Here is a 19,505-nt window from a genome sequence, read left to right on the forward strand (position 1 = left end):
GGTTCGCCTCCGTCAGCCACGTTTCAGGCCGGGCATGTCGAAGCCGGCCTGGTCGAGCACGGCGAACAGGTCCTGGCGCTGCTGCGCGTTCAGCTCCACCAGCGGCGGACGCACCCGTGCCCACTGCTCGATATCGCTGTAGCGGGCGGCCGCGGCTTTCAGCGCGGGAATCATCGGGAAGCGTTCGAACAGCTTGCGGGTAGCCGTCAGCGCGGCCTGCTGCGCGTCGGCATCGGAGGCCTGCCAGGTTTTCGCCAGGGCGGCGATCGGCCCCGGGTTGACGTTGGCGGTGGCGCTGATGCAGCCGGCGCCGCCGGCGCGCAGGGTCTGCAGCAGGAAGTGCTCGCTGCCGGCGTAGACCTGGAAGCCGTCGGCGGCGAACTGCTCGATCATCGCCTGGGTGTTGCTCCAGTCGCCGGAGCTGTCCTTCACCCCGACCACGTTCTGCGGATAGGCCTTGAGCAGGCGCTCGATCAGTGCCAGCGACAGCGGCACCTGGGACACCGGCGGGATGTGGTAGAGGTAGATGCGCAGGCGCGCGTCGCCGACCCGCTCGATCACCTCGCTGAAGTAGCGGAACAGGCCCTCGTCGGAGACGCCCTTGTAGTAGAACGGCGGCAGCATGAGCACGCCTTCCACGCCCAGGGCCACCGCGTGGCGGGTCAGCGCCACGGCATCGGGCAGCGCGCAGGCGCCGGTGCCCGGCATCAGCCGTGCGGCCGGGATGCCGCCCTCGACCAGGGCGTCGAGCAGCTGGATCTTTTCCTCGACCGACAGCGAGTTGGCCTCGGAATTGGTACCGAACACGGCCAGCCCGACGTCGTTGTCCAGCAGCCAGCGGCACTGTGCGACGAAGTGCTCCCTGTCCGGCGCGAGCTCCGCGGTGAAGGGGGTGATCACCGGGGACCAGACGCGACCCGTGGCTTGACTCATGTTGTTCTCCTTTTTCTCTGTTGTCCGGCAGCCGCCAGGCTGCCGGGGCGTGATTGCTTTCAGGCCAGCTGGGTGCCGCGGCGGAAGGGCGCCAGCAGCCAGCGGAACACCGGCGTCGCCTGCAGCACCGAGAATACCGCAAGGCACAGCAGTACCACCGCGATCGGGCTGGACAGGAAGATACGGTAGTCGCCGTCACCGATCAGCATCGACTGGTGGAAACCGTTCTCCATGACCGGCCCCAGGATCAGGCCGATGACCATCGGCGCCGGCGACACCCCGGCCTTGTTCAGCCAGTAGCCGAACAGGCCGAAACCGAGCATCAGGCCGACCTCGAACAGGCTGTTGTTGATCGCGTAGGCGCCGATAATGCAGAGCGCGATGATGGCACAGGCGATGAAGCCGTCGGGAATGCGCGTCACCATCACGCTGGCCTTGGTGAACATCAGGCCGACCACCAGCAGGCCGATGTTGGCGAAGATCACCGCCCAGATCAGCGTGTAGGTGACGTCGCCGTAGTCGGTGAGCAGGTTCGGGCCGGGCAGGATGCCCTGCACCATCAGCGCGCCAAGCAGGATGGCGGTCGCCGAGCTGCCGGGAATGCCGAGGGCGATGGTGGGAATCAACGCACCGCCGACCACCGCGTTGTTCGCCGATTCGGGCGCCGCGACGCCGGCCGGATCGCCCTGGCCGAAGCGGCTCTTGTCCTTGGCGAAGCGCTTGGCCTCGTTGTAGGCGAACCAGCTGGCCGTGTCGCCGCCGGTGCCGGGGATCAGCCCGACCACGATGCCGATGCCGCTGGAGCGCAGGATGTTCGGCATCAACGACTTCAGCTCGGCGAGCTTGGGAATCAGCCGGTCGGTGATGCGGCTGGCGACCTTGGCCGGGGCGTTGGAGTTCTCCACCAGCGACAGCGCCTGGGGAATCGAGAACAGCCCGATCAGCGCCACCGTGAAGCTGATGCCGGAGAACAGGTTGATGTTGTCGAAGGTCATCCGCGGCGTGCCGGTGGTCAGGTCCATGCCCACCGTGCTCACCAGCAGCCCGACGCCGCCCGAGAACAGCCCGTTGATCACCGAGCCCTGGGCCAGCGAGCCGATGATGGTGATGCCGAGCACGGCGATGGCGAACAGCTCGATAGGCCCGAACTGCACCACCAGACTGCCGAGCAGCGGCGCCGCTATGAGCAGTGCCACGCCGCTGATCAGGCCGCCGACGAAGGAGGCGAACAGCGAGATGCCGAGCGCCTTGCCCGCCTGGCCCTGCTGCGACATGGGGAAGCCGTCGAGCACGGTGGCGGCGGCCGAGGGCGTGCCAGGCGTGCGCAGCAGGATGGCGGCGATCGAACCGCCGTAGGACGCGCCGACGTAGAGCGAGGCGAGCATGCTCAGGCCAGTCGCGGTGTCCATGCTAAAGGTCAGCGGCAACAGCAGCGCCAGCGCCATGGTGGCCGACAGGCCCGGCATGGCGCCGACGAACAGGCCGAGAAGCGTACCGCCGAGAATCGCGGCGATGTTGTACAGGGTGAACACATTGGTCAGCCCCGTCATGACGATCGAACTTTCCACGGAGAAGGCCTCGCCGAAAGATGGAAGAGGCGGCGATCAGGAGATCGCCGGCGGAAGCAGCGGAACGGGAAGGCCCAGGAACTGGACGAACACCACGCACACCACGGCGACCAGCACCACCGTGGCGATCAGCGCGAAGCGCACCGACACCGTGCGGATCACCAGCAGCGCCGCGGCCATGAACAGCACCGTCGACGCCAGGTACCCGAGCGTGTTGATGGTCGCGACGTAGGCGATCGCCAGGGCGAAGACCGCCGCGGTCGCCAGGTAGCGCGGGCGGATCGCCACCGGCTCGCCGTCTTCGGCGGCAGGCGCCGCCGCGGCGTCACTGGCCGGGCGACGCCGCAGCAGTTCCGAGGCGACCATCGCCAGCGACAGCAGCGCCACCGTCACCGAGTAGATCAGCGGCATCTCGGCCGCCGCTTGCGGGTACTTCAGCGCATTGACGAAAAACAACGCGGCCAGGGCGATGCCGAAGAGTCCCAGCAGCAATCTGTTCGTGTTCATGGTCGCCTCCCCTTGGTGTTCGGCGGATTGCTTCACTGTTGCTTCGTGCCCACTTCCTTCCAGATGCCCTGGAATTCCTTCTCCATGTTCTCGAACATCTTGCCGTAGGCGTCACCGGTGACGATGTCGATGTTCAGGGCGCGCTTCTTCGCGTCGGCGAGGAAGGCCTGGTCGTCGCGCAGCGCTTCGAAGGCGGCGATCAACTGGTCGCGGGCCTCGTCCGGGATGCCGGCCGGGGCGCTGTAGCCGCGCGAGGAGCCGGCGACCACATCGATGCCCTTCTCCTTGAGCGTCGGTACGTCCGGCAGGCTGTCGATGCGCTTGTCGGAGAACACCGCCAGCGCCTTCAAGGTGCCGTTCTGCACCTGGCTGTAGACGGTGCCTACATTGTTGAAGCTGACGTCGATCTTGTTGCCCATGGCCGCGGTGGCGGAGGGGCCGTCGCCCTGGAACGGCACCTTCTTGAACGACAGGCCGGTGGCCTTCTCGATCAGCAGGGTGGTGAAGTAGTCGTCGCCGCCCATGCCGGAGTTGCCCACGGTGACGCGCCCGGGCTTTTCCTTGGCCGCGGCGAGCAGATCCTCGATGGTGTTGTAGGGGCTGTCCTTGGCGACCACGGCGATGCCCGGGTCGGTGACCACGTTGGCGATCGGGGTCAGCTCCCTGATGTTGTAGGTGATGGCGTCGTTCATGATGTAGTTGGTCATCAGCATCGGCGTGTTGGTGATGCTGATGACCGAGCCATCCTTCTTCGACTGCTTGGCCAGACGGGTCCAGGCGATCGCCCCGGTGGCGCCGGGGATGTATTCGTTGACGAAGTTGACCCCGAGCTTCTTGCTCACGTAGGGCTGCACCAGCTGCGCCAGCACGTCGCTGCCGCCGCCCGGCTTGAAGCCCTGCAGCACGGTGACGTCCTCGCCGGCGACGTATTCGGCCTGGGCATTGATGGACAGGGATAGCGCCGTTGCGGCGGCCAGGACGGCAGCGGTCAGTTTCTTGTTGGTTTTCATTTTCTCACTCCACGCTTTCTTGTTGGATTTATGGCGTCCGGCGAACCGGACCGGGACGTGTCGGGGAGCCGTGACGCAGGCGCCGCGGACTCCCCGGGTGGTACGGCGATTCTTGCGTTCAGCGGTCCTTCTGCACGGTCAGCCAGGCGCCGCCGTTGGCGGCGATCGAGTAGCGCGCCACGGCCTGCTCGTCGAAGTCGAAGCCCAGGCCCGGGGTCTGGTGCAGCTTGATGTAGCCGTCCTCCTGCTCCAGCTGGCGGTCGATCAGGCGGCGGAAGTTGAGCACCTGGTCGTCCCAGAAGAACTCCACGTAGCGCGCGTTCGGCGTGGCGGCCACCAGCGGCGCGTGCACGTCGTGGAACCAGTGCGGGTACATCGGCACGCCGTAGCCGGCGGCCATGGCGGCGATACGGCGCCATTCGGTGATGCCGCCGCAGACCACCGCGTCGGTCTGCAGGATGGCCGCGCCGCCCTTGTCGAGCAGTTCCTTATGCCGCCAGCGGCCGACTTCCACCTCGCCGGTGGCCACCGGGATCGAGGTGGCGCGGGCCAGGCGCGCATGGCTGTCGATGTCGTCGACCAGGAACGGCTCCTCGACGAAGGCCGGGTCGTAGCGCTCGAAGCGGCGCACGTACTGCAGCGCCTCGGTGACGTCGCTCCAGCCGTTGTTGACGTCGAGCATCAGCGCGACATCGGGGCCGATGGCCTCGCGCGCCGCCGCCACCCGCGCTTCCTCTTCCTTCGGCGAGAGGCGGCCGGTCTTCATCTTCACCGCCTTGAAGCCGAGCGAGACGTAGTGCGCCATCTCCTCGCCGAGCAGCTCGGGGGTCTTGCCGTCGAGGTAGTAGCCGCCGCTGGCGTAGGCCAGCACGCGGTCGGCGCTGGCCGCGCCCAGGTAGCGGTGCAGCGGCAGGCCGGCGCTGCGCGCGTTGAGGTCCCAGAGGGCGGTGTCGAGGATGCTGATGGCGCGCATGACCACGCCGGCGCGGCCCTGCAGCAGGGCTTCTTGGTACATCTCGCGCCACAGCGCCTCGACGTCCAGCGAGTCGCGGCCGATCAGCACCGGTGCCAGCAGCTTTTCCACGGCGATCGGCAGCAGCTCGCCGCCGGCGCTGCCGACGTAGCAGAAGCCGATACCGGTCACGCCGTCCTCGGAGGTGACCTTGACCAGGCCGTAATCGCGTGCGTAGACGGTGCGGTTGGAGAACGAGGTGACCCGATCGAGCGGCACCCGGGCCGCGCAGACGGAGATGGAGCGGATGATGGCCATGCTGTTTTCCTTGTTATTCGGCGGTGGAACAGGGCCCGAAGGGCCGATGTAACCGGTTTCATCACAGCGGCGACAGGCCTCGCCAGAGGCACGAAAGGCGGTTGTCAAACACCCTGGCAAGGGCTTGTAACCGCTTACATTTGCTGCCTGATGCGATGTAACCGTTTACAAAAACCTAGTTTCGGTTTTTCCTAATGTCAACAGCCGCACAGATTCGGCGCCCTTTTCGACGACTCGCGATGACCAGCTCAGTGCCGCAAGCTCCCGCCCTCCTGTCCCGTGCCGGCCTGCGCGACGTGGCCCGCCGTGCCGGCGTCTCGACTGCCACCGTGTCGCGCGTGCTCAACGGCAGCGCGGCGGTGCGCGACGACAAGCGGCGGGCGGTGCAGCGCGCCTGCGACGAGCTCGGCTACGTGCTCAACGCCGCCGCGCGCACGCTGTCCTCGCGGCGCAGCATGACCATCGGCGCGGTGGTGCCGACGCTCGCCACCGAGACCTTCTCGCGGCCGCTGGCGGCCTTCCAGCAGACCGTACACAAGGCCGGCTACACGCTGCTGGTGGCCAGCTTCGGCTTCGACGAGCAGGTCGAGCTGAAGGAAGTGCAGACCCTGCTCGAGCACGGCGTCGACGCGCTGATGGTGGTCGGCCGCACCCACGATCCGAAGATGTGGCAACTGATCGAGCGCAAGCGCATCCCCTGCGTGCAGGCCTGGACCCAGGATCAGGAACGCCCCAGCGTCGGCTTCGACAACGTCGCGGTATCCCGTCGCATGGTCGAGCACCTGCTCGACCTCGGCCACCGGCGTTTCGCCATGCTGGTCAACGAGCCGCACTTCAACGACCGCGTCGGCGACCGGGTCATCGGCACCCGCGCGCGCCTCGCCGAAGCGGGCCTGGAAATCCCCGCGCACTGGTTCATGGAGACCACCCTGTCGCTTGAGCATGGCATCGCCGCGATGCAGCACCTGATGCGCGGCCCGGAACGCCCCAGCGCGGTGATCTGCGCCAACGACCTGCTGGCTTTCGGCGCCCTGCTGGCGGCCAGGACGCTCGGCGTGAGGGTGCCGGAGGACGTCTCGGTGGTCGGTTTCAACGACTTCGACTACGCCCGGCACCTGTCGCCGCCGCTGACCACCACCCGCGTGGAACTCGAGGAGATCGGCGCCAACGCCGGCGCCTACCTGCTCGAAGCCCTGGCCGGCAAGCCCCCCAAGGGACCGATCGAGGTCACCACCGAACTGGTGGTGCGCGGCAGCTCGGGACCGGCGCCCGGATTCTACGGCTGAGGCGATCCCGCCTCGCCGCCCTCGCGTGCCGGACGCCTCGGCACGAACAACAACAATCGAGAGGTAACGCCCGTGAACAACAACAACGACTCCGGCAACAACCCGGCCCGCGGCATGCGCAAGGGCCTGACCAACTATGGCGACGCGGAATTCTCGCTGTTCCTGCGCAAGGCCTTCATCAAGGGCGCCGGCTATTCGGACGATGCGCTGGAGCGGCCGATCGTCGGCATCACCAACACCGGCAGCGGCTTCAACCCCTGCCACGGCAACGCGCCGCAGCTGATCGAGGCGGTCAAGCGCGGGGTGATGCTCGCCGGCGGGCTGCCGGTGGACTTCCCCACCATCTCGATCCACGAGAGCTTCGCCCACCCCAACAGCATGTTCCTGCGCAACCTGATGTCGATGGACACCGAGGAGATGATCCGCGCCCTGCCGATCGACTCGGTGGTGCTCATCGGCGGCTGCGACAAGACCGTCCCGGCGCAGCTGATGGGCGCCGTCAGCGCCGGCGTGCCGGCCATCCAGCTGGTCACGGGCTCCATGCTCACCGGCTCGCACCGTGGCGTGCGCGTGGGCGCCTGCACCGACTGCCGGCGCTTCTGGGGCATGTACCGCGGCGAGGAGATCGACGCCCAGGAGATCGCCGAGGTCAACAACCAGCTGGTCGCCAGCGTCGGCACCTGCTCGGTGATGGGCACCGCCAGCACCATGGCCTGCATCGCCGAGGCACTGGGCATCATGCTTCCCGGCGGAGCCACGCCGCCGGCGGTCACCGCCGACCGCATCCGCATCGCCGAGCGCACCGGGGCGCAGGCGGTGGCGATGATCCAGGCCGGCATCACGCCGGACCGCATCCTTACCGAGAGGGCCTTCGAGAACGCGCTCATGGTGCTGCTGGCCATCGGCGGCTCGACCAACGGCATCGTCCACCTGGCGGCGATCGCCGGGCGCTGCGGCATCCAGATCGACATGGACCGGCTCGACGAACTGGGCCGCAACATCCCAGTGCTGGTCAACCTCAAGCCCTCGGGCAGCCACTACATGGAAGACCTGCACAAGGCCGGCGGGCTGGCGCCCGTGCTGCGCGAGCTCAAGCCGTTCCTGCACCTGGACGCGCTGACCGTCACCGGGCGCACCCTCGGCGAGGAACTGGACGCCGTGGCGGCCTTCCCGCAGGAGGTGGTGCGACCGCTGGACAACCCGATCTACCCGCAGGGCGGCATCGCCTTCCTGCGCGGCAACATCGCCCCCGCCGGCGCCATCATCAAGCAGTCGGCGGCCAGCACCGAGTTGATGGAACATGAGGGCCGCGTGGTGGTGTTCGACGGCCTGGAAGACCTCGCCCAGCGCATCGACGACCCGGACCTGGACGTCAACGCCGACGACGTGCTGGTGCTGAAGAACATCGGCCCGAAGGGCGCCCCGGGCATGCCGGAAGCCGGCTACATCCCGATCCCGCGCAAGCTGGCGCGCGCCGGGGTGAAGGACATGGTGCGCATCTCCGACGGCCGCATGAGCGGCACCGCGGCCGGCACCATCATCCTCCACGTCACCCCGGAAGCCGCCGAGGGCGGGCCGCTAGCGCTGGTGCAGAGCGGCGACCGGCTGCGCCTGAGCGTCAGCGAGCGCCGCCTGGAGCTGCTGGTGAGCGACCAGGAACTGGCCCGCCGCCGCCAGCAAGCCAGGCTGCCCGAGCCGCGCGAAGGCGACGAACGCGGCTACCGCAAGCTGTTCCTCGACAGCGTCACCCAGGCCGACAACGGCTGCGACTTCGATTTCCTGCGCAGCCGCGAAACGCGTGGCCGTATCCCGCAGCCGAAATGACCGCCCCCTTCGCCCGGCCCTCGGCCGGGCGGTTCACCACGACGAACCAGCCCTGGAGCCCCGAATGAGTTCAGCAGCACAGGCGAATTACCTGTTCTCCCCTTCCATTCCCAGCCTCGCCGTGGCCGGCAGCGCACAGCGCTTCCCGGTGCGGCGCGTCTACTGCGTCGGCCGCAACTATGCCGAGCACGCCCGCGAGATGGGCCACGACCCGGACCGCGAGCCACCGTTCTTCTTCACCAAGCACCCCGACAGCCTGCTGCCCGACGGCAGCGAATTCCCCTACCCGCCGGGCACCGAAAGCGTCCACCACGAGATCGAACTGGTGGTTGCCATCGGCCACGGCGGTTCGGACATCCCGGCCGAACAGGCGCTCGATCACGTCTACGGCTACGCCGTGGGCCTGGACATGACCCGCCGCGACCTGCAGGCCGAAGCGAAGAAAATGGGCCGCCCCTGGGCCGTGGCCAAGGGCTTCGACCACGCCGCGCCCTGCTCCGCGCTGGTGCCGGCGGCCGAGATCGGCCACCCGGCCGAAGGCCGCATCTGGCTCGACATCAACGGCCAGACCCGCCAGGACGGCGACCTCGCCGCGCAGATCTGGAGCGTGCCGGAAGTGATCGCCTACCTGTCGCGGCTGTTCGTCCTCGAGGCGGGCGACCTGATCATGACCGGTACCCCGGCCGGCGTCGGCCCGGTCGAGGCCGGCGACCGTCTGAGCGGCGGCGTGCAGGGCATCGGCACGCTGAATATCACGGTCGGCGGCCGCTGAGGCACCGGAGAGGCCGGCGAACGGCGTCGGCAGGCGAGGCGCCGCCCTGCTAGAATGCCGCGATGCACGACGACCTCTCCCTCCTGCTCAATTCGCTGAACGACGCCCAGCGCCAGGCCGTGGCCGCGCCGCTGGGGCGGCAGCTGGTGCTGGCCGGCGCCGGCTCCGGCAAGACCCGCGTACTGGTGCACCGCATCGCCTGGCTCAACCAGGTCGAGCGTGCCTCGCTGCACTCGATCCTCGCCGTCACCTTCACCAACAAGGCCGCTGCCGAGATGCGCCAGCGCATCGAGCAGTTGCTCGGGGTCAGCCCGCAGGGCATGTGGGTTGGCACCTTCCACGGCCTGGCCCACCGGCTGCTGCGCGCGCACTGGCGCGAGGCCAGGCTGGTGGACAACTTCCAGATCCTCGACTCCGACGACCAGCAGCGGCTGGTCAAGCGGGTGATCCGCGAGCTCGGCCTCGACGAGCAGCGCTGGCCGGCGCGCCAGGCGCAGTGGTGGATCAACGGGCAGAAGGACGAGGGCCTGCGCCCGCAGCACATCCAGCCCGCCGGCGACCTGTTCCTCGCCACCATGGTGAAGATCTACGAAGCCTACGAGGCGGCCTGCGCGCGCGCCGGGGTGATCGACTTCTCCGAGCTGCTGCTGCGCGCGCTGGACCTGTGGCGCGACCACCCGGGCCTGCTCGAGCACTACCAGCGGCGCTTCCGCCACGTGCTGGTCGACGAATTCCAGGATACCAACGCGGTGCAGTACGCCTGGCTGCGCCTGCTCGCCAAGGGCGGCGAGAGCCTGATGGTGGTCGGCGACGACGACCAGTCGATCTACGGCTGGCGCGGCGCGCGGATCGAGAACCTGCAGCAGTTCAGCCAGGACTTCCCCGACGCCGAGCTGATCCGCCTGGAACAGAACTACCGCTCCACCGCCTGCATCCTCAAGGCGGCCAACGCGCTGATCGCCAACAACCAGGGCCGCCTGGGCAAGGAGCTCTGGACCGAGGGCTGCGAGGGCGAGCCGATCAGCCTGTACGCCGCCTTCAACGAGCACGACGAAGCGCGCTACGTGGTCGAGAGCATCGAGAGCGCGATCAAGAAGGAAGGCCTGGCACGTAGCGAGATCGCCATCCTCTACCGTTCCAACGCCCAGTCGCGGGTACTGGAAGAGGCGCTGCTGCGCGAGAAGATCCCCTACCGCATCTATGGCGGCCAGCGCTTCTTCGAGCGCGCCGAGATCAAGAACGCCATGGCCTACCTGCGGCTGATCCAGACCCGCGACAACGACGCGGCGCTGGAACGGGTGATCAACGTGCCGGCGCGCGGCATCGGCGAGAAGACGGTCGAGACGCTGCGCGAATTCGCCCGCAGCCACGACCTGTCGATGTGGGCCGCGCTGCACCAGGCGGTCGGCACCAAGGCGGTGGCCGGCCGCGCCGCCAGCGCGCTGAACGGCTTCGTCGAGCTGGTCGACAGCCTGGCGCTGAAGACCGAAGGCATGGCGCTGGCGGCAATGACCCAGCTGGTGGTCGAACAGTCCGGCCTGCTCGCCTTCCACCGTGACGAGAAGGGCGACAAGGGCCAGGCGCGGGTCGAGAACCTCGAGGAACTGGTTTCCGCCGCGCGCGCCTTCGAGAACTACGACGAGGACGACTACGCCTCGCCGCTGGCCGCCTTCCTCGACCACGCCTCGCTGGAGGCCGGCGAGCAGCAAGCCGGCGACTTCGAGGACAGCGTCCAGCTGATGACCCTGCACAGCGCCAAGGGCCTGGAGTTCCCGCTGGTGTTCCTGGTCGGCATGGAAGAGGGCCTGTTCCCGCACAAGATGAGCCTGGAAGAGCCCGGCCGCCTGGAAGAGGAACGCCGCCTGGCCTACGTCGGCATCACCCGCGCCATGCAGCAGCTGGTGCTGACCTACGCCGAGACCCGCCGCCTGTACGGCAGCGAGACCTACAACAAGGTCTCGCGCTTCGTCCGCGAGCTGCCGCCTTCGCTGGTCAAGGAAGTGCGCCTGAACAACACCGTCAGCCGCAGCTTCGGCAGCCGCGCCAGCGTCGCCTCGCTGTTCGACGGCGCCGGCGTGCCGGAGACGCCCTTCAGCCTCGGCCAGCGCGTGCGCCATTCGCTGTTCGGCGAGGGCACCATTCTCAATTTCGAAGGATCCGGCGCGCAGGCGCGGGTCCAGGTCAATTTCGAGGACGAAGGCAGCAAATGGCTGATGCTCAGCTATGCCAAACTCGAAGCGCTCTGACGCCAGGAACCATAACCCGCTTGCGACCGGTACCGACCGGCGACACGCCGCTTTCACGAGGAGCGCGTAAAGACGGGCGCCACCCCGCGCCCGTTTCGGCCCACGGCCTGTGAGCCACCCCCAGACAGAACCAGAAGAGATCACACCGGAGACATCATGAATCGCCGCCAACTGTTCGGCGCTGCCGCTGCCTTGCTTGCCACCCTCGGCCTCGCCGGCTGCAACGAGGACAAATCCACCCCCGACACCAAGCCGCAGACCGAAGCCGCCGCGCCCAAGACCTACACCTGGAAGATGGTCACCGCCTGGCCGAAGAACTACCCGGGCCTGGGCACCGGTGCCGAGCGCATCGCCGAGCGCATCACCGCCCTGAGCGGCGGCCGCCTGACCGTCAAGGTGTATGCCGCCGGCGAGCTGGTGCCGGCGCTGGAAGTGTTCGATTCGGTGTCCCGCGGCACCGCCGAGATGGGCCACGGCGCCGCCTACTACTGGCGCGGCAAGGTGCCGGCGGCGCAGTTCTTCACCTCCATCCCGTTCGGCCTGTCGACCCAGGAAATGAACGCCTGGCTGAACAAGGGCGGCGGCCAGCAGCTGTGGGAGGAGGCCTACGCCCCCTTTGGCGTGCTGCCGCTGGCGGCCGGCAACTCGGGGATGCAGATGGGCGGCTGGTTCAACAAGGAAATCAACAGCCTGCAGGACCTGCGCGGCCTGAAGATCCGCACCCCCGGCCTCGGCGGCGAAGTCCTGACCCGGCTCGGCGCGACCACCGTCAACCTGCCCGGCGGCGAGATCTTCACCGCCCTGCAGACCGGCGCCATCGACGCCACCGACTGGGTCAGCCCGTACAACGACCTGGCCTTCGGCCTGCACAAGGCGGCCAGGTACTACTACTACCCGGCCTGGCAGGAACCGCAGGCGGTCATCGAGATGCTGGTCAGCAAGAAGGCCTTCGAGGCGCTGCCGGCCGACCTGCAGGCAATCGTCCGCGAGGTGGCGCTGGCCTCCAACCAGGCGATGCTCGACGACTACGTCTACAACAACGCGCTGGCGCTCGAGGAGCTGAAGAAGCAGGGCGTGCAGCTCAAGCGCTTCCCCGACCCGGTGCTGGCGGCGATGAAGGAGCAGTCCGAGGCGGTGCTCGGCGAGCTGGCCGCGCAAAACGAGCTCAACGGCCGCATCTGGGCCTCGCTCAAGGCCTTCCAGGCGCAGTCCACGCCGATGCTGGAACTGACCGAGAAAGAGCTCTACAACTGGCGCTGAAACGCCCAGGGCAGGCGCTCGCCGCCTGCCCGTCCTTCGCCGCCGCGTGAGCCGACAACCGCGGCGGGGCAAAAGCTCGAAACACATCGCAACTGGCCAAGCCCCGCCGCCCTCGGCAACATGCGGACGTAGCACAACTTCCGGGAAATCCGTATGCAACGCGTCCTGTCCGTATTCATGGTCCTGTGCCTGGCCTTCTCCTTCAGCCTCGAGGCGCATGCCAAGCGCTTCGGCGGCGGCAAGAGCTTCGGCGCAGCCCCCAGCCACCAGACCCGCCAGGTCCAGCAGCAGCGCAACGACGCCGCCATGGCGCCCCAGGCCGGTCGTCAGCAGCCGGCGGCCAGCGGCGCCTCGCGCTGGCTCGGCCCGCTGGCCGGCATCGCCGCCGGTGGCCTGCTGGCCTCCATGCTGATGGGCGACGGCTTCGAAGGCCTGCAGCTGTTCGACATCCTCATCTTCGGTCTCATCGCCTTCCTGCTGTTCCGCTTCCTCGCCGCCCGCAGGCGCCAGCAGCAGCCGGCGGTGGCCGGTCATGCGCCCATGCAGCGCGAGGCCGCGAACCCGACCCCGATGTTCGGCGGCAGCCGCGCCGCGGCCCCGGCGCCGGTGATCAACGCACCGGCCTGGTTCAACGAGCAGCGCTTCCTGGAAGCGGCCCGCGAGCATTTCCTTTCGCTGCAGCAGCACTGGGATGCCAACGAGATGGACAAGATCGCCGAATTCGTCACCCCGCAGCTGCTGGAATTCCTCAAGCAGGAGCGCGCCGGCCTCGGTGACGGCTACCAGTCCACCTACATCGACGACCTCGACGTGCAGCTCGACGGCGTGGACGACAGCGCGGACAAGACGGTGGCCACGCTGACCTTCGCCGGCGTCGCCAAGACCTCGCGCTTCGACCAGGGCGAGCCGTTCAGCGAAAGCTGGCGCATGGAGCGCGCCCAGGGCGAGAACCAGCCCTGGCTGGTGGCGGGGATCCGCCAGAACGCCTGATCAGACGAACCGGCCCCTCAGGGGCCGGTTTCGTAATTGCAGGAAGCTATCGCCCCGATAGAGCAACGTTCAAAATTTTTGGTCTACCTTGCACTGATGAACCCGGCGTGTAAGGAGACTCTGCAATGTTGGCTTCACTGCTTCCAACCCTGCGTGAGCTTGACCTGCCCCTGCGCTTGCGCCTCTGGGACGGGCAGGAGATGGACCTCGGCCCTTCGCCGACGGTGACCCTGACCCTCAAGGACCCCAACCTGATCCCGCAGCTGGCCCACCCCAGCCTGGATCTGCTCGGCACCGCCTACGTCGAGGGCCAGATCGACCTCGAGGGCTCGCCGGCCGAGATCATCCGCATCGGCGACGCCATCAGCCAGCGGCTCGGCGAGGACGACCTCACCCTGCCGGCGCGCGAGGCGCACGACAAGGACACCGACGCCCAGGCGATCTCCTATCACTACGACCTCTCCAACGACTTCTACCGGCTGTGGCTCGACCGCGACATGGTCTATTCCTGCGCCTATTTCGAGACCGGCAGCGAGGACCTCGACCAGGCCCAGCAGGCGAAACTGCGCCACCTGTGCCGCAAGCTTCGGCTCCAGCCCGGCGACCGGCTGCTCGACGTCGGCTGCGGCTGGGGCGGCCTGGCGCGCTTCGCCGCGCGCGAGTTCGGCGCCGAGGTGTTCGGCATCACCCTGAGCAAGGCGCAGCTGGCGCTGGCCCGCGAACGGGTGGCGGCCGAGGGCCTGCAGGACCGGGTGACCCTCGAGCTGATGGACTACCGCGACCTGCCGCAGGACGAGCGCTTCGACAAGGTGGTCAGCGTCGGCATGTTCGAACACGTCGGGCATGCCAACCTGCCGCTGTACTGCCAGACCCTGTACGGCGCGGTGCGCCCCGGCGGCCTGGTGATGAACCACGGCATCACCGCGCGGCACACCGACGGCCGCCCGGTCGGGCACGGCGCCGGCGACTTCATCGACCGCTACGTGTTCCCCCACGGCGAGCTGCCGCACCTGGTGAACATCGGCGCCTGCATCAGCGAGAGCGGCCTGGAGATCGTCGATGTCGAGAGCCTGCGCCTGCACTACGCGCGCACCCTGTCGCTGTGGAGCGAACGGCTCGAGGCGCGGCTCGGCGAGGCCCGGGCGATGGTCTCCGAGCGCGCCCTGCGCATCTGGCGGGTGTACCTGGCCGGCTGCGCCTACGGCTTCCAGCGCAACTGGATCAACCTGCACCAGATCCTCGCCAGCAAGCCACACGCCGACGGCTCGCACGAACTGCCCTGGACCCGCGCCGACCTGTACCGCTAGGCGGCAGGAAGGCTCGGCGCTTGCCGTCCCGAACAACGGGCGGTAGCGTGCGAGCACCATTCGCCCCGAGCCTTCCATGTCGTTGCCGCCCATCCGTGCCCGCGTTGTCCTGATCGCCGCGCTGATCGTCGCGGGGCTGGTGCTGAGCATGGTCTGGGCCGGACGCATCGCCGAGCGCCACGCCTGGGTCGAGCGCGGCCAGGAGGCGCGCGGCCAGCTGGAGCTCTACGCCCAGGCGATCCACACCCTGGTCGAACGCTTTCGCTCGGTGCCGGCGCTGCTGGCGCTGGACAGCGACATCCGCGAACTGCTGCGCAGCCCGGACGACGGCACGCTACGCCAGCGGCTCAACGAGCGCCTCGAGCAGCAGAACCACGCCGCCGGCTCGGCGGTGCTCTACCTGCTCGATCGCCAGGGCAACACCCTGGCGGCGAGCAACTGGCGCGAATGGAGCAGCTTCGTCGGCAACAACTACGGCTTCCGCCCGTATTTCCGCGACGCCCTGGCCGACGGCGCCGGCCGCTACTTCGCGGTCGGCGTCACCACCGGCATCCCCGGCTACTTCCTCTCGCAGGTGGTGCACGACGAGGCCGGCCGGCCGCTCGGCGTGCTGGTGGTCAAGCTGGAGCTGGAGGCGCTGCAGCGCGAATGGGTCGGCCAGGCCGGCACCCTGCTGGTCGCCGACTCGCTGGACATCGTCATCCTGACCAACCGCCCGGCCTGGCGCTTCCGCTACCTGCAGCCGCTGAGCGACGCCACCCGCGAACGGCTGGTGGCGGCCCGTCGCTACGCCGAGCAGAACCTGCGGCCGCTGCCTTCGCAGCGGCTCGAACGCCTCGACGAATACAGCGAGCGGGTACGCGTCGACGGCCCCGACGGCCACCGCGACTACCTCTGGCAGCGCCTGTCCCTGCCCGAGGAGGGCTGGACGCTGCACCTGCTGCAGGAACCGCAGGCCGTGGCCGATGGCGTGCGCGGCTATCGCCTGGGCGCCGCCGGCGTGTGGATGACCCTGGTGTTCCTGCTGCTGTTCCTCGCCCAGCGGCGCAAGACGCGGCAGATCGAGCGGCGCAACCGCAGCGAGCTGGAACGCCTGGTGCAGGCGCGCACCGAGCAGCTGCGCACCGCCCAGGAAGAACTGGTGCACGCCGCCAAGATGGCCGCCCTCGGGCAGATGTCCGCGGCCCTGGCGCACGAGATCAACCAGCCGCTCACCGCGCTGCGCATGCAGGTCGGCAGCCTGCGCCTGCTGCTGGACAACGACCGGCCGGACGACGTGCGCCAGGGCCTGGCCAGCGTCGAGGGGCTGATCGAACGCATGGCTGCCCTCACCGGCCACCTGAAGACCTTCGCCCGCAAGAGCCCGGCCGGCCTCAGCGAGCGCCTGAGCCTGGCGCACGTGGTCGACCAGGCGCTGCAGCTGCTGGCGCCGCGCATCCGCAACGAGCAGGTGGCGGTCGAACTGGCGCTGACGCCGGAGGCCGAGGTCAACGGCGACGCCATTCGCCTCGAGCAGGTGCTGATCAACCTGCTGCACAATGCGCTGGACGCGATGGCCGACCGCGAGCCGCGCCGGCTGAGGATTCGCAGCCGACGCGCCGGCCGCGACTGGCTGCTGAGCATCGCCGACAACGGCGGCGGCATCGCGCCGGAGCACCTAGACCAGGTCTTCGAGCCCTTCTTCACCACCAAGCCGGTCGGCCACGGGCTCGGACTCGGGCTGGCGGTATCCTACGGCATCGTCCACGACCTGGGCGGCAGCCTGGAAGCCGGCAACGACGCGCAGGGCGCGGTCTTCACCCTGCGCCTGCCGGCCGTGCGCGGGCCCCGCGCCGATGGCCAGCAGCCCGCCGGGCAGCATGCGCGGCACTTCGACACCAGCCAACAGGAGCAGTGATGAACGGCGAGGTGATCTTCATCGACGACGAGGCGGCGATTCGCCAAGCCGTGCAGCAGTGGCTGGAGCTGTCCGGCTTCTCCGTGCGCACCTGCGACAGCGCCGCCCAGGCCCTGCGCCTGGTCGACAGCCGCTTCGCCGGCGTGGTCGTCAGCGACGTGCGCATGCCCGGCGTCGACGGCCTGGACCTGCTTCAGCAGTTGGTCGCCCTGGACCCTGAGCTGCCGGTGATCATGGTCACCGGCCACGGCGACGTGCCGATGGCGGTACAGGCCCTGCGCAACGGCGCCTACGACTTCATCGAGAAGCCCTTCACCCCCGATCGCCTGCTCGAGAGCGTCCGCCGCGCGCAGGACAAGCGCCGACTGGTGTGCGAGAACCGCCAGCTGCGCGAGCAGTTCCAGCGCAAGGACCGCGTCGAGTCGCAGCTGCTCGGCGTGTCGCGGGCGATGGACACGCTGCGCCGGCAGGTGCTGGAGTTGGCCGGCACCTCGGTCAACGTACTCATCCATGGCGAAACCGGCAGCGGCAAGGAACGGGTCGCCCGCTGCCTGCACGACTTCAGCCCGCGGGCGGGCAAGCCCTTCGTCGCCCTCAACTGCGCAGCGATCCCCGAGACCATCTTCGAATCGGAACTGTTCGGCCACGAGAGCGGCGCCTTCACCGGCGCGCAGGCCAAGCGCATCGGGCGCATCGAGCATGCCGACGGCGGCACGCTGTTCCTCGACGAGATCGAAAGCATGCCGCTGGCGCAGCAGGCCAAGCTGCTGCGCGTGCTGCAGGAAAGGACCCTGGAGCGCCTGGGCTCGAACCGCAGTATCCAGGTCGACCTGCGGGTGATCAGCGCGGTCAAGCCGGACCTGCACGACGAGGTCCGCGCCGGGCGCTTCCGCGAGGACCTGCTGTACCGGCTGAACGTCGCCGAGCTGCACATCCCGCCGCTGCGCGAACGCCGCGAGGACATTCCGCTGCTGTTCGACCACTTCGCCGCCGAGGCCGCCGAACGCCACGGGCGCGAGGCCCCGCCGCTGAGTCCGGCGGAGCTGGCGCAACTGCTGTCGCACGACTGGCCGGGCAACGTCCGCGAGCTGATCAACGCCGCCGAGCGCCACGCCCTGCGCCTGACCCGGGCGCCAGCCGGCACCGCCGAGGACCAGTCGCTGGCCGCGCAGATGGAGGCCTTCGAGGCGCAGTGCCTGCATCGCGCGCTGCAGCAATGCCGCGGCAATATCAGCGAGGTCATGGCGCTGCTGCAGCTGCCGCGGCGCACCCTCAACGAGAAGATGCAGCGTCACGGCCTGTCGCGGCTCGACTACCTGCCCGACGGTGCCGAGGACGACTGAGCAGAATCGGCAAGAATCCGCTCACGTCGAAGGAACTGTGAGCAAGAATCCGCTCACAGGTTCCCGTTCGTGTACCGTAGCGAGCGTCTGGAAGAGGTATCAGTGTGCTGGCACGGCATGTGCTACGACCACTGAGCCGCCCGTGCGGCCAGAACAAGAGAGAACCGACCAGCCTGCCGTCTCTTCGTCCGCCTTGGTGAGGAATCGCCAGGCGTGTCGTCTCTCAGTGCTACCCGTTACGCCCAGCCGCACATTTGCCAACGGGCCGTGTCCGCGGGACACAGTGCCAATAACAATGAGACGGAGACATCCATGAGACTGACCAAGCGCATTTCGCTGTTCGCCGCCGCTGCCGCCTTCACCGCGAGCACCGCAGCCGTCGCCGCGCCGACCTTCATCAACATCCTCACCGGTGGTACCAGCGGGGTCTACTACCCGATCGGCGTCGCCCTGTCGCAGATGTACAACGGCATCGAGGGTGCGAAGACCTCCGTACAGGCCACCAAGGCCTCGGTCGAGAACCTCAACCTGCTGCAAGCGGGCCGTGGTGAACTGGCCTTCTCCCTCGGCGATTCCGTGTCCGACGCCTGGAACGGCGTGGAAGACGCCGGCTTCAAGAAGCCACTGAAGAAGCTGCGCGCCATCGCCGGCATCTACCCCAACTACATCCAGATCGTCGCCAGCAAGGAATCGGGCATCAAGACCCTGGCCGACCTCAAGGGCAAGAGCATCTCCGTCGGCGCGCCCAAATCCGGCACCGAGCTGAACGCCCGCGCCATCTTCAAGGCCGCCGGCATGTCCTACGATGACATGGGCAAGGTCGAATTCCTGCCGTATGCCGAGTCGGTCGAGCTGATCAAGAACCGCCAGCTGGACGCCACCCTGCAGTCCTCGGGCCTGGGCATGGCCGCCATCCGCGACCTGGCCGCGACCATGCCGATCACCTTCGTGGAGATCCCGGAAGCCGTGGTGCAGAAAATCGGCAACCCGGTCTACCAGTCGATGGTCATCCCGGCCGATACCTATGACGGCCAGACTGCCGACGTGAAGACCGTGGCCATCACCAACTTCCTGGTGACCCACGAAGACGTCTCCGAGGAAGTCGCCTACCAGATGACCAAGCTGATGTTCGACAACCTCGAGCGCCTGCGCAACGCCCACTCGGCCGCCAACGACATCGACGTCAAGGCCGCGGCGAAGAATCTGCCGATTCCGCTGCACCCGGGCGCCGAGCGCTACTACAAGGAAATCGGCGCACTCTAACCAGCGCCCGCGCGGGCCGGCACCGAATG

General features: G+C 68.4%; 15 protein-coding genes. 10 read left to right on the plus strand and 5 right to left on the minus strand.

Going from position 1 to position 19,505, the window contains the following annotated elements; translation table 11 throughout:
- Positions 1-12 precede the first annotated feature (12 nt).
- The 5 genes from H610_RS0106305 to H610_RS0106325 all read right to left on the minus strand — a co-directional run bounded on the left by H610_RS0106305 (position 13) and on the right by H610_RS0106325 (position 5,288).
- Positions 13-933, minus strand: coding sequence for a dihydrodipicolinate synthase family protein (locus H610_RS0106305; RefSeq protein WP_028238899.1), 921 nt, complete (start codon positions 931-933; stop codon positions 13-15).
- Positions 934-992: 59 nt separating this feature from the next.
- Positions 993-2,501: a tripartite tricarboxylate transporter permease gene (locus H610_RS0106310; protein WP_201768351.1), complete on the minus strand. Its 1,509-nt coding sequence runs from the start codon at positions 2,499-2,501 to the stop codon at positions 993-995.
- Between the two features lie 36 nt (positions 2,502-2,537).
- Positions 2,538-3,008, minus strand: coding sequence for a tripartite tricarboxylate transporter TctB family protein (locus H610_RS0106315; RefSeq protein WP_028238901.1), 471 nt, complete (start codon positions 3,006-3,008; stop codon positions 2,538-2,540).
- A gap of 32 nt (positions 3,009-3,040) precedes the next feature.
- Positions 3,041-4,018 carry a tripartite tricarboxylate transporter substrate binding protein gene (locus H610_RS0106320; RefSeq protein WP_043237791.1) on the minus strand — a complete coding sequence of 326 codons (978 nt, stop codon included), beginning with the start codon at positions 4,016-4,018 and terminating at the stop codon, positions 3,041-3,043.
- Positions 4,019-4,136: 118 nt separating this feature from the next.
- On the minus strand, positions 4,137-5,288 hold the full coding sequence (locus H610_RS0106325; RefSeq protein ID WP_028238903.1) for a mandelate racemase/muconate lactonizing enzyme family protein: 1,152 nt from the start codon (positions 5,286-5,288) through the stop codon (positions 4,137-4,139).
- Between the two features lie 239 nt (positions 5,289-5,527).
- Between H610_RS0106325 and H610_RS0106330 the strand changes: the two genes are divergently transcribed.
- The 10 genes from H610_RS0106330 to H610_RS0106375 all read left to right on the plus strand — a co-directional run bounded on the left by H610_RS0106330 (position 5,528) and on the right by H610_RS0106375 (position 19,476).
- Positions 5,528-6,574, plus strand: a complete 1,047-nt coding sequence (locus H610_RS0106330) for a LacI family DNA-binding transcriptional regulator (protein WP_051231532.1) — start codon at positions 5,528-5,530, stop codon at positions 6,572-6,574.
- Between the two features lie 114 nt (positions 6,575-6,688).
- Positions 6,689-8,398 carry an IlvD/Edd family dehydratase gene (locus tag H610_RS0106335; protein WP_051231542.1) on the plus strand — a complete coding sequence of 570 codons (1,710 nt, stop codon included), beginning with the start codon at positions 6,689-6,691 and terminating at the stop codon, positions 8,396-8,398.
- A gap of 64 nt (positions 8,399-8,462) precedes the next feature.
- The gene (locus H610_RS0106340) at positions 8,463-9,170 is read left to right on the plus strand and encodes a fumarylacetoacetate hydrolase family protein (protein ID WP_043237792.1); all 708 of its coding nucleotides are present in this window, start codon (positions 8,463-8,465) and stop codon (positions 9,168-9,170) included.
- Positions 9,171-9,232: 62 nt separating this feature from the next.
- On the plus strand, positions 9,233-11,416 hold the full coding sequence (uvrD, locus tag H610_RS0106345) for a DNA helicase II (protein ID WP_028238907.1): 2,184 nt from the start codon (positions 9,233-9,235) through the stop codon (positions 11,414-11,416).
- A 156-nt stretch (positions 11,417-11,572) separates the two neighbouring features.
- Positions 11,573-12,676 carry a TRAP transporter substrate-binding protein gene (locus H610_RS0106350; protein ID WP_028238908.1) on the plus strand — a complete coding sequence of 368 codons (1,104 nt, stop codon included), beginning with the start codon at positions 11,573-11,575 and terminating at the stop codon, positions 12,674-12,676.
- 153 nt (positions 12,677-12,829) lie between these two features.
- Entirely contained in the window at positions 12,830-13,666 is an 837-nt protein-coding gene (locus H610_RS0106355) for a Tim44 domain-containing protein (protein ID WP_028238909.1), read from the plus strand.
- Positions 13,667-13,791: 125 nt separating this feature from the next.
- Entirely contained in the window at positions 13,792-14,973 is a 1,182-nt protein-coding gene (cfaB, locus tag H610_RS0106360) for a C17 cyclopropane fatty acid synthase CfaB (protein ID WP_028238910.1), read from the plus strand.
- A 76-nt stretch (positions 14,974-15,049) separates the two neighbouring features.
- Positions 15,050-16,870 carry a sensor histidine kinase gene (locus H610_RS23330; RefSeq protein WP_051231534.1) on the plus strand — a complete coding sequence of 607 codons (1,821 nt, stop codon included), beginning with the start codon at positions 15,050-15,052 and terminating at the stop codon, positions 16,868-16,870.
- Positions 16,870-18,213: a sigma-54-dependent transcriptional regulator gene (locus H610_RS0106370; RefSeq protein WP_028238911.1), complete on the plus strand. Its 1,344-nt coding sequence runs from the start codon at positions 16,870-16,872 to the stop codon at positions 18,211-18,213. Before H610_RS23330 ends, H610_RS0106370 begins: the two co-directional genes overlap by 1 nt.
- Positions 18,214-18,525: 312 nt before the next feature.
- On the plus strand, positions 18,526-19,476 hold the full coding sequence (locus tag H610_RS0106375) for a TAXI family TRAP transporter solute-binding subunit (RefSeq protein ID WP_028238912.1): 951 nt from the start codon (positions 18,526-18,528) through the stop codon (positions 19,474-19,476).
- Positions 19,477-19,505 lie beyond the last annotated feature (29 nt).

The sequence above is a fragment of the Stutzerimonas azotifigens DSM 17556 genome (assembly GCF_000425625.1).
Classification (GTDB): domain Bacteria; phylum Pseudomonadota; class Gammaproteobacteria; order Pseudomonadales; family Pseudomonadaceae; genus Stutzerimonas; species Stutzerimonas azotifigens.

Coding starts and splice junctions, on each gene's coding strand:
- H610_RS0106305 (WP_028238899.1), bottom strand. CDS start 933: ATGAGTCAAGCCACGGGTCGCGTCTGGTCCCCGGTGATCACCCCCTTC.
- H610_RS0106315 (WP_028238901.1), bottom strand. CDS start 3,008: ATGAACACGAACAGATTGCTGCTGGGACTCTTCGGCATCGCCCTGGCC.
- H610_RS0106320 (WP_043237791.1), bottom strand. CDS start 4,018: ATGAAAACCAACAAGAAACTGACCGCTGCCGTCCTGGCCGCCGCAACG.
- H610_RS0106325 (WP_028238903.1), bottom strand. CDS start 5,288: ATGGCCATCATCCGCTCCATCTCCGTCTGCGCGGCCCGGGTGCCGCTC.
- H610_RS0106330 (WP_051231532.1), top strand. CDS start 5,528: ATGACCAGCTCAGTGCCGCAAGCTCCCGCCCTCCTGTCCCGTGCCGGC.
- H610_RS0106335 (WP_051231542.1), top strand. CDS start 6,689: ATGCGCAAGGGCCTGACCAACTATGGCGACGCGGAATTCTCGCTGTTC.
- H610_RS0106340 (WP_043237792.1), top strand. CDS start 8,463: ATGAGTTCAGCAGCACAGGCGAATTACCTGTTCTCCCCTTCCATTCCC.
- uvrD (WP_028238907.1), top strand. CDS start 9,233: ATGCACGACGACCTCTCCCTCCTGCTCAATTCGCTGAACGACGCCCAG.
- H610_RS0106350 (WP_028238908.1), top strand. CDS start 11,573: ATGAATCGCCGCCAACTGTTCGGCGCTGCCGCTGCCTTGCTTGCCACC.
- H610_RS0106355 (WP_028238909.1), top strand. CDS start 12,830: ATGCAACGCGTCCTGTCCGTATTCATGGTCCTGTGCCTGGCCTTCTCC.
- cfaB (WP_028238910.1), top strand. CDS start 13,792: ATGTTGGCTTCACTGCTTCCAACCCTGCGTGAGCTTGACCTGCCCCTG.
- H610_RS23330 (WP_051231534.1), top strand. CDS start 15,050: ATGTCGTTGCCGCCCATCCGTGCCCGCGTTGTCCTGATCGCCGCGCTG.
- H610_RS0106370 (WP_028238911.1), top strand. CDS start 16,870: ATGAACGGCGAGGTGATCTTCATCGACGACGAGGCGGCGATTCGCCAA.
- H610_RS0106375 (WP_028238912.1), top strand. CDS start 18,526: ATGAGACTGACCAAGCGCATTTCGCTGTTCGCCGCCGCTGCCGCCTTC.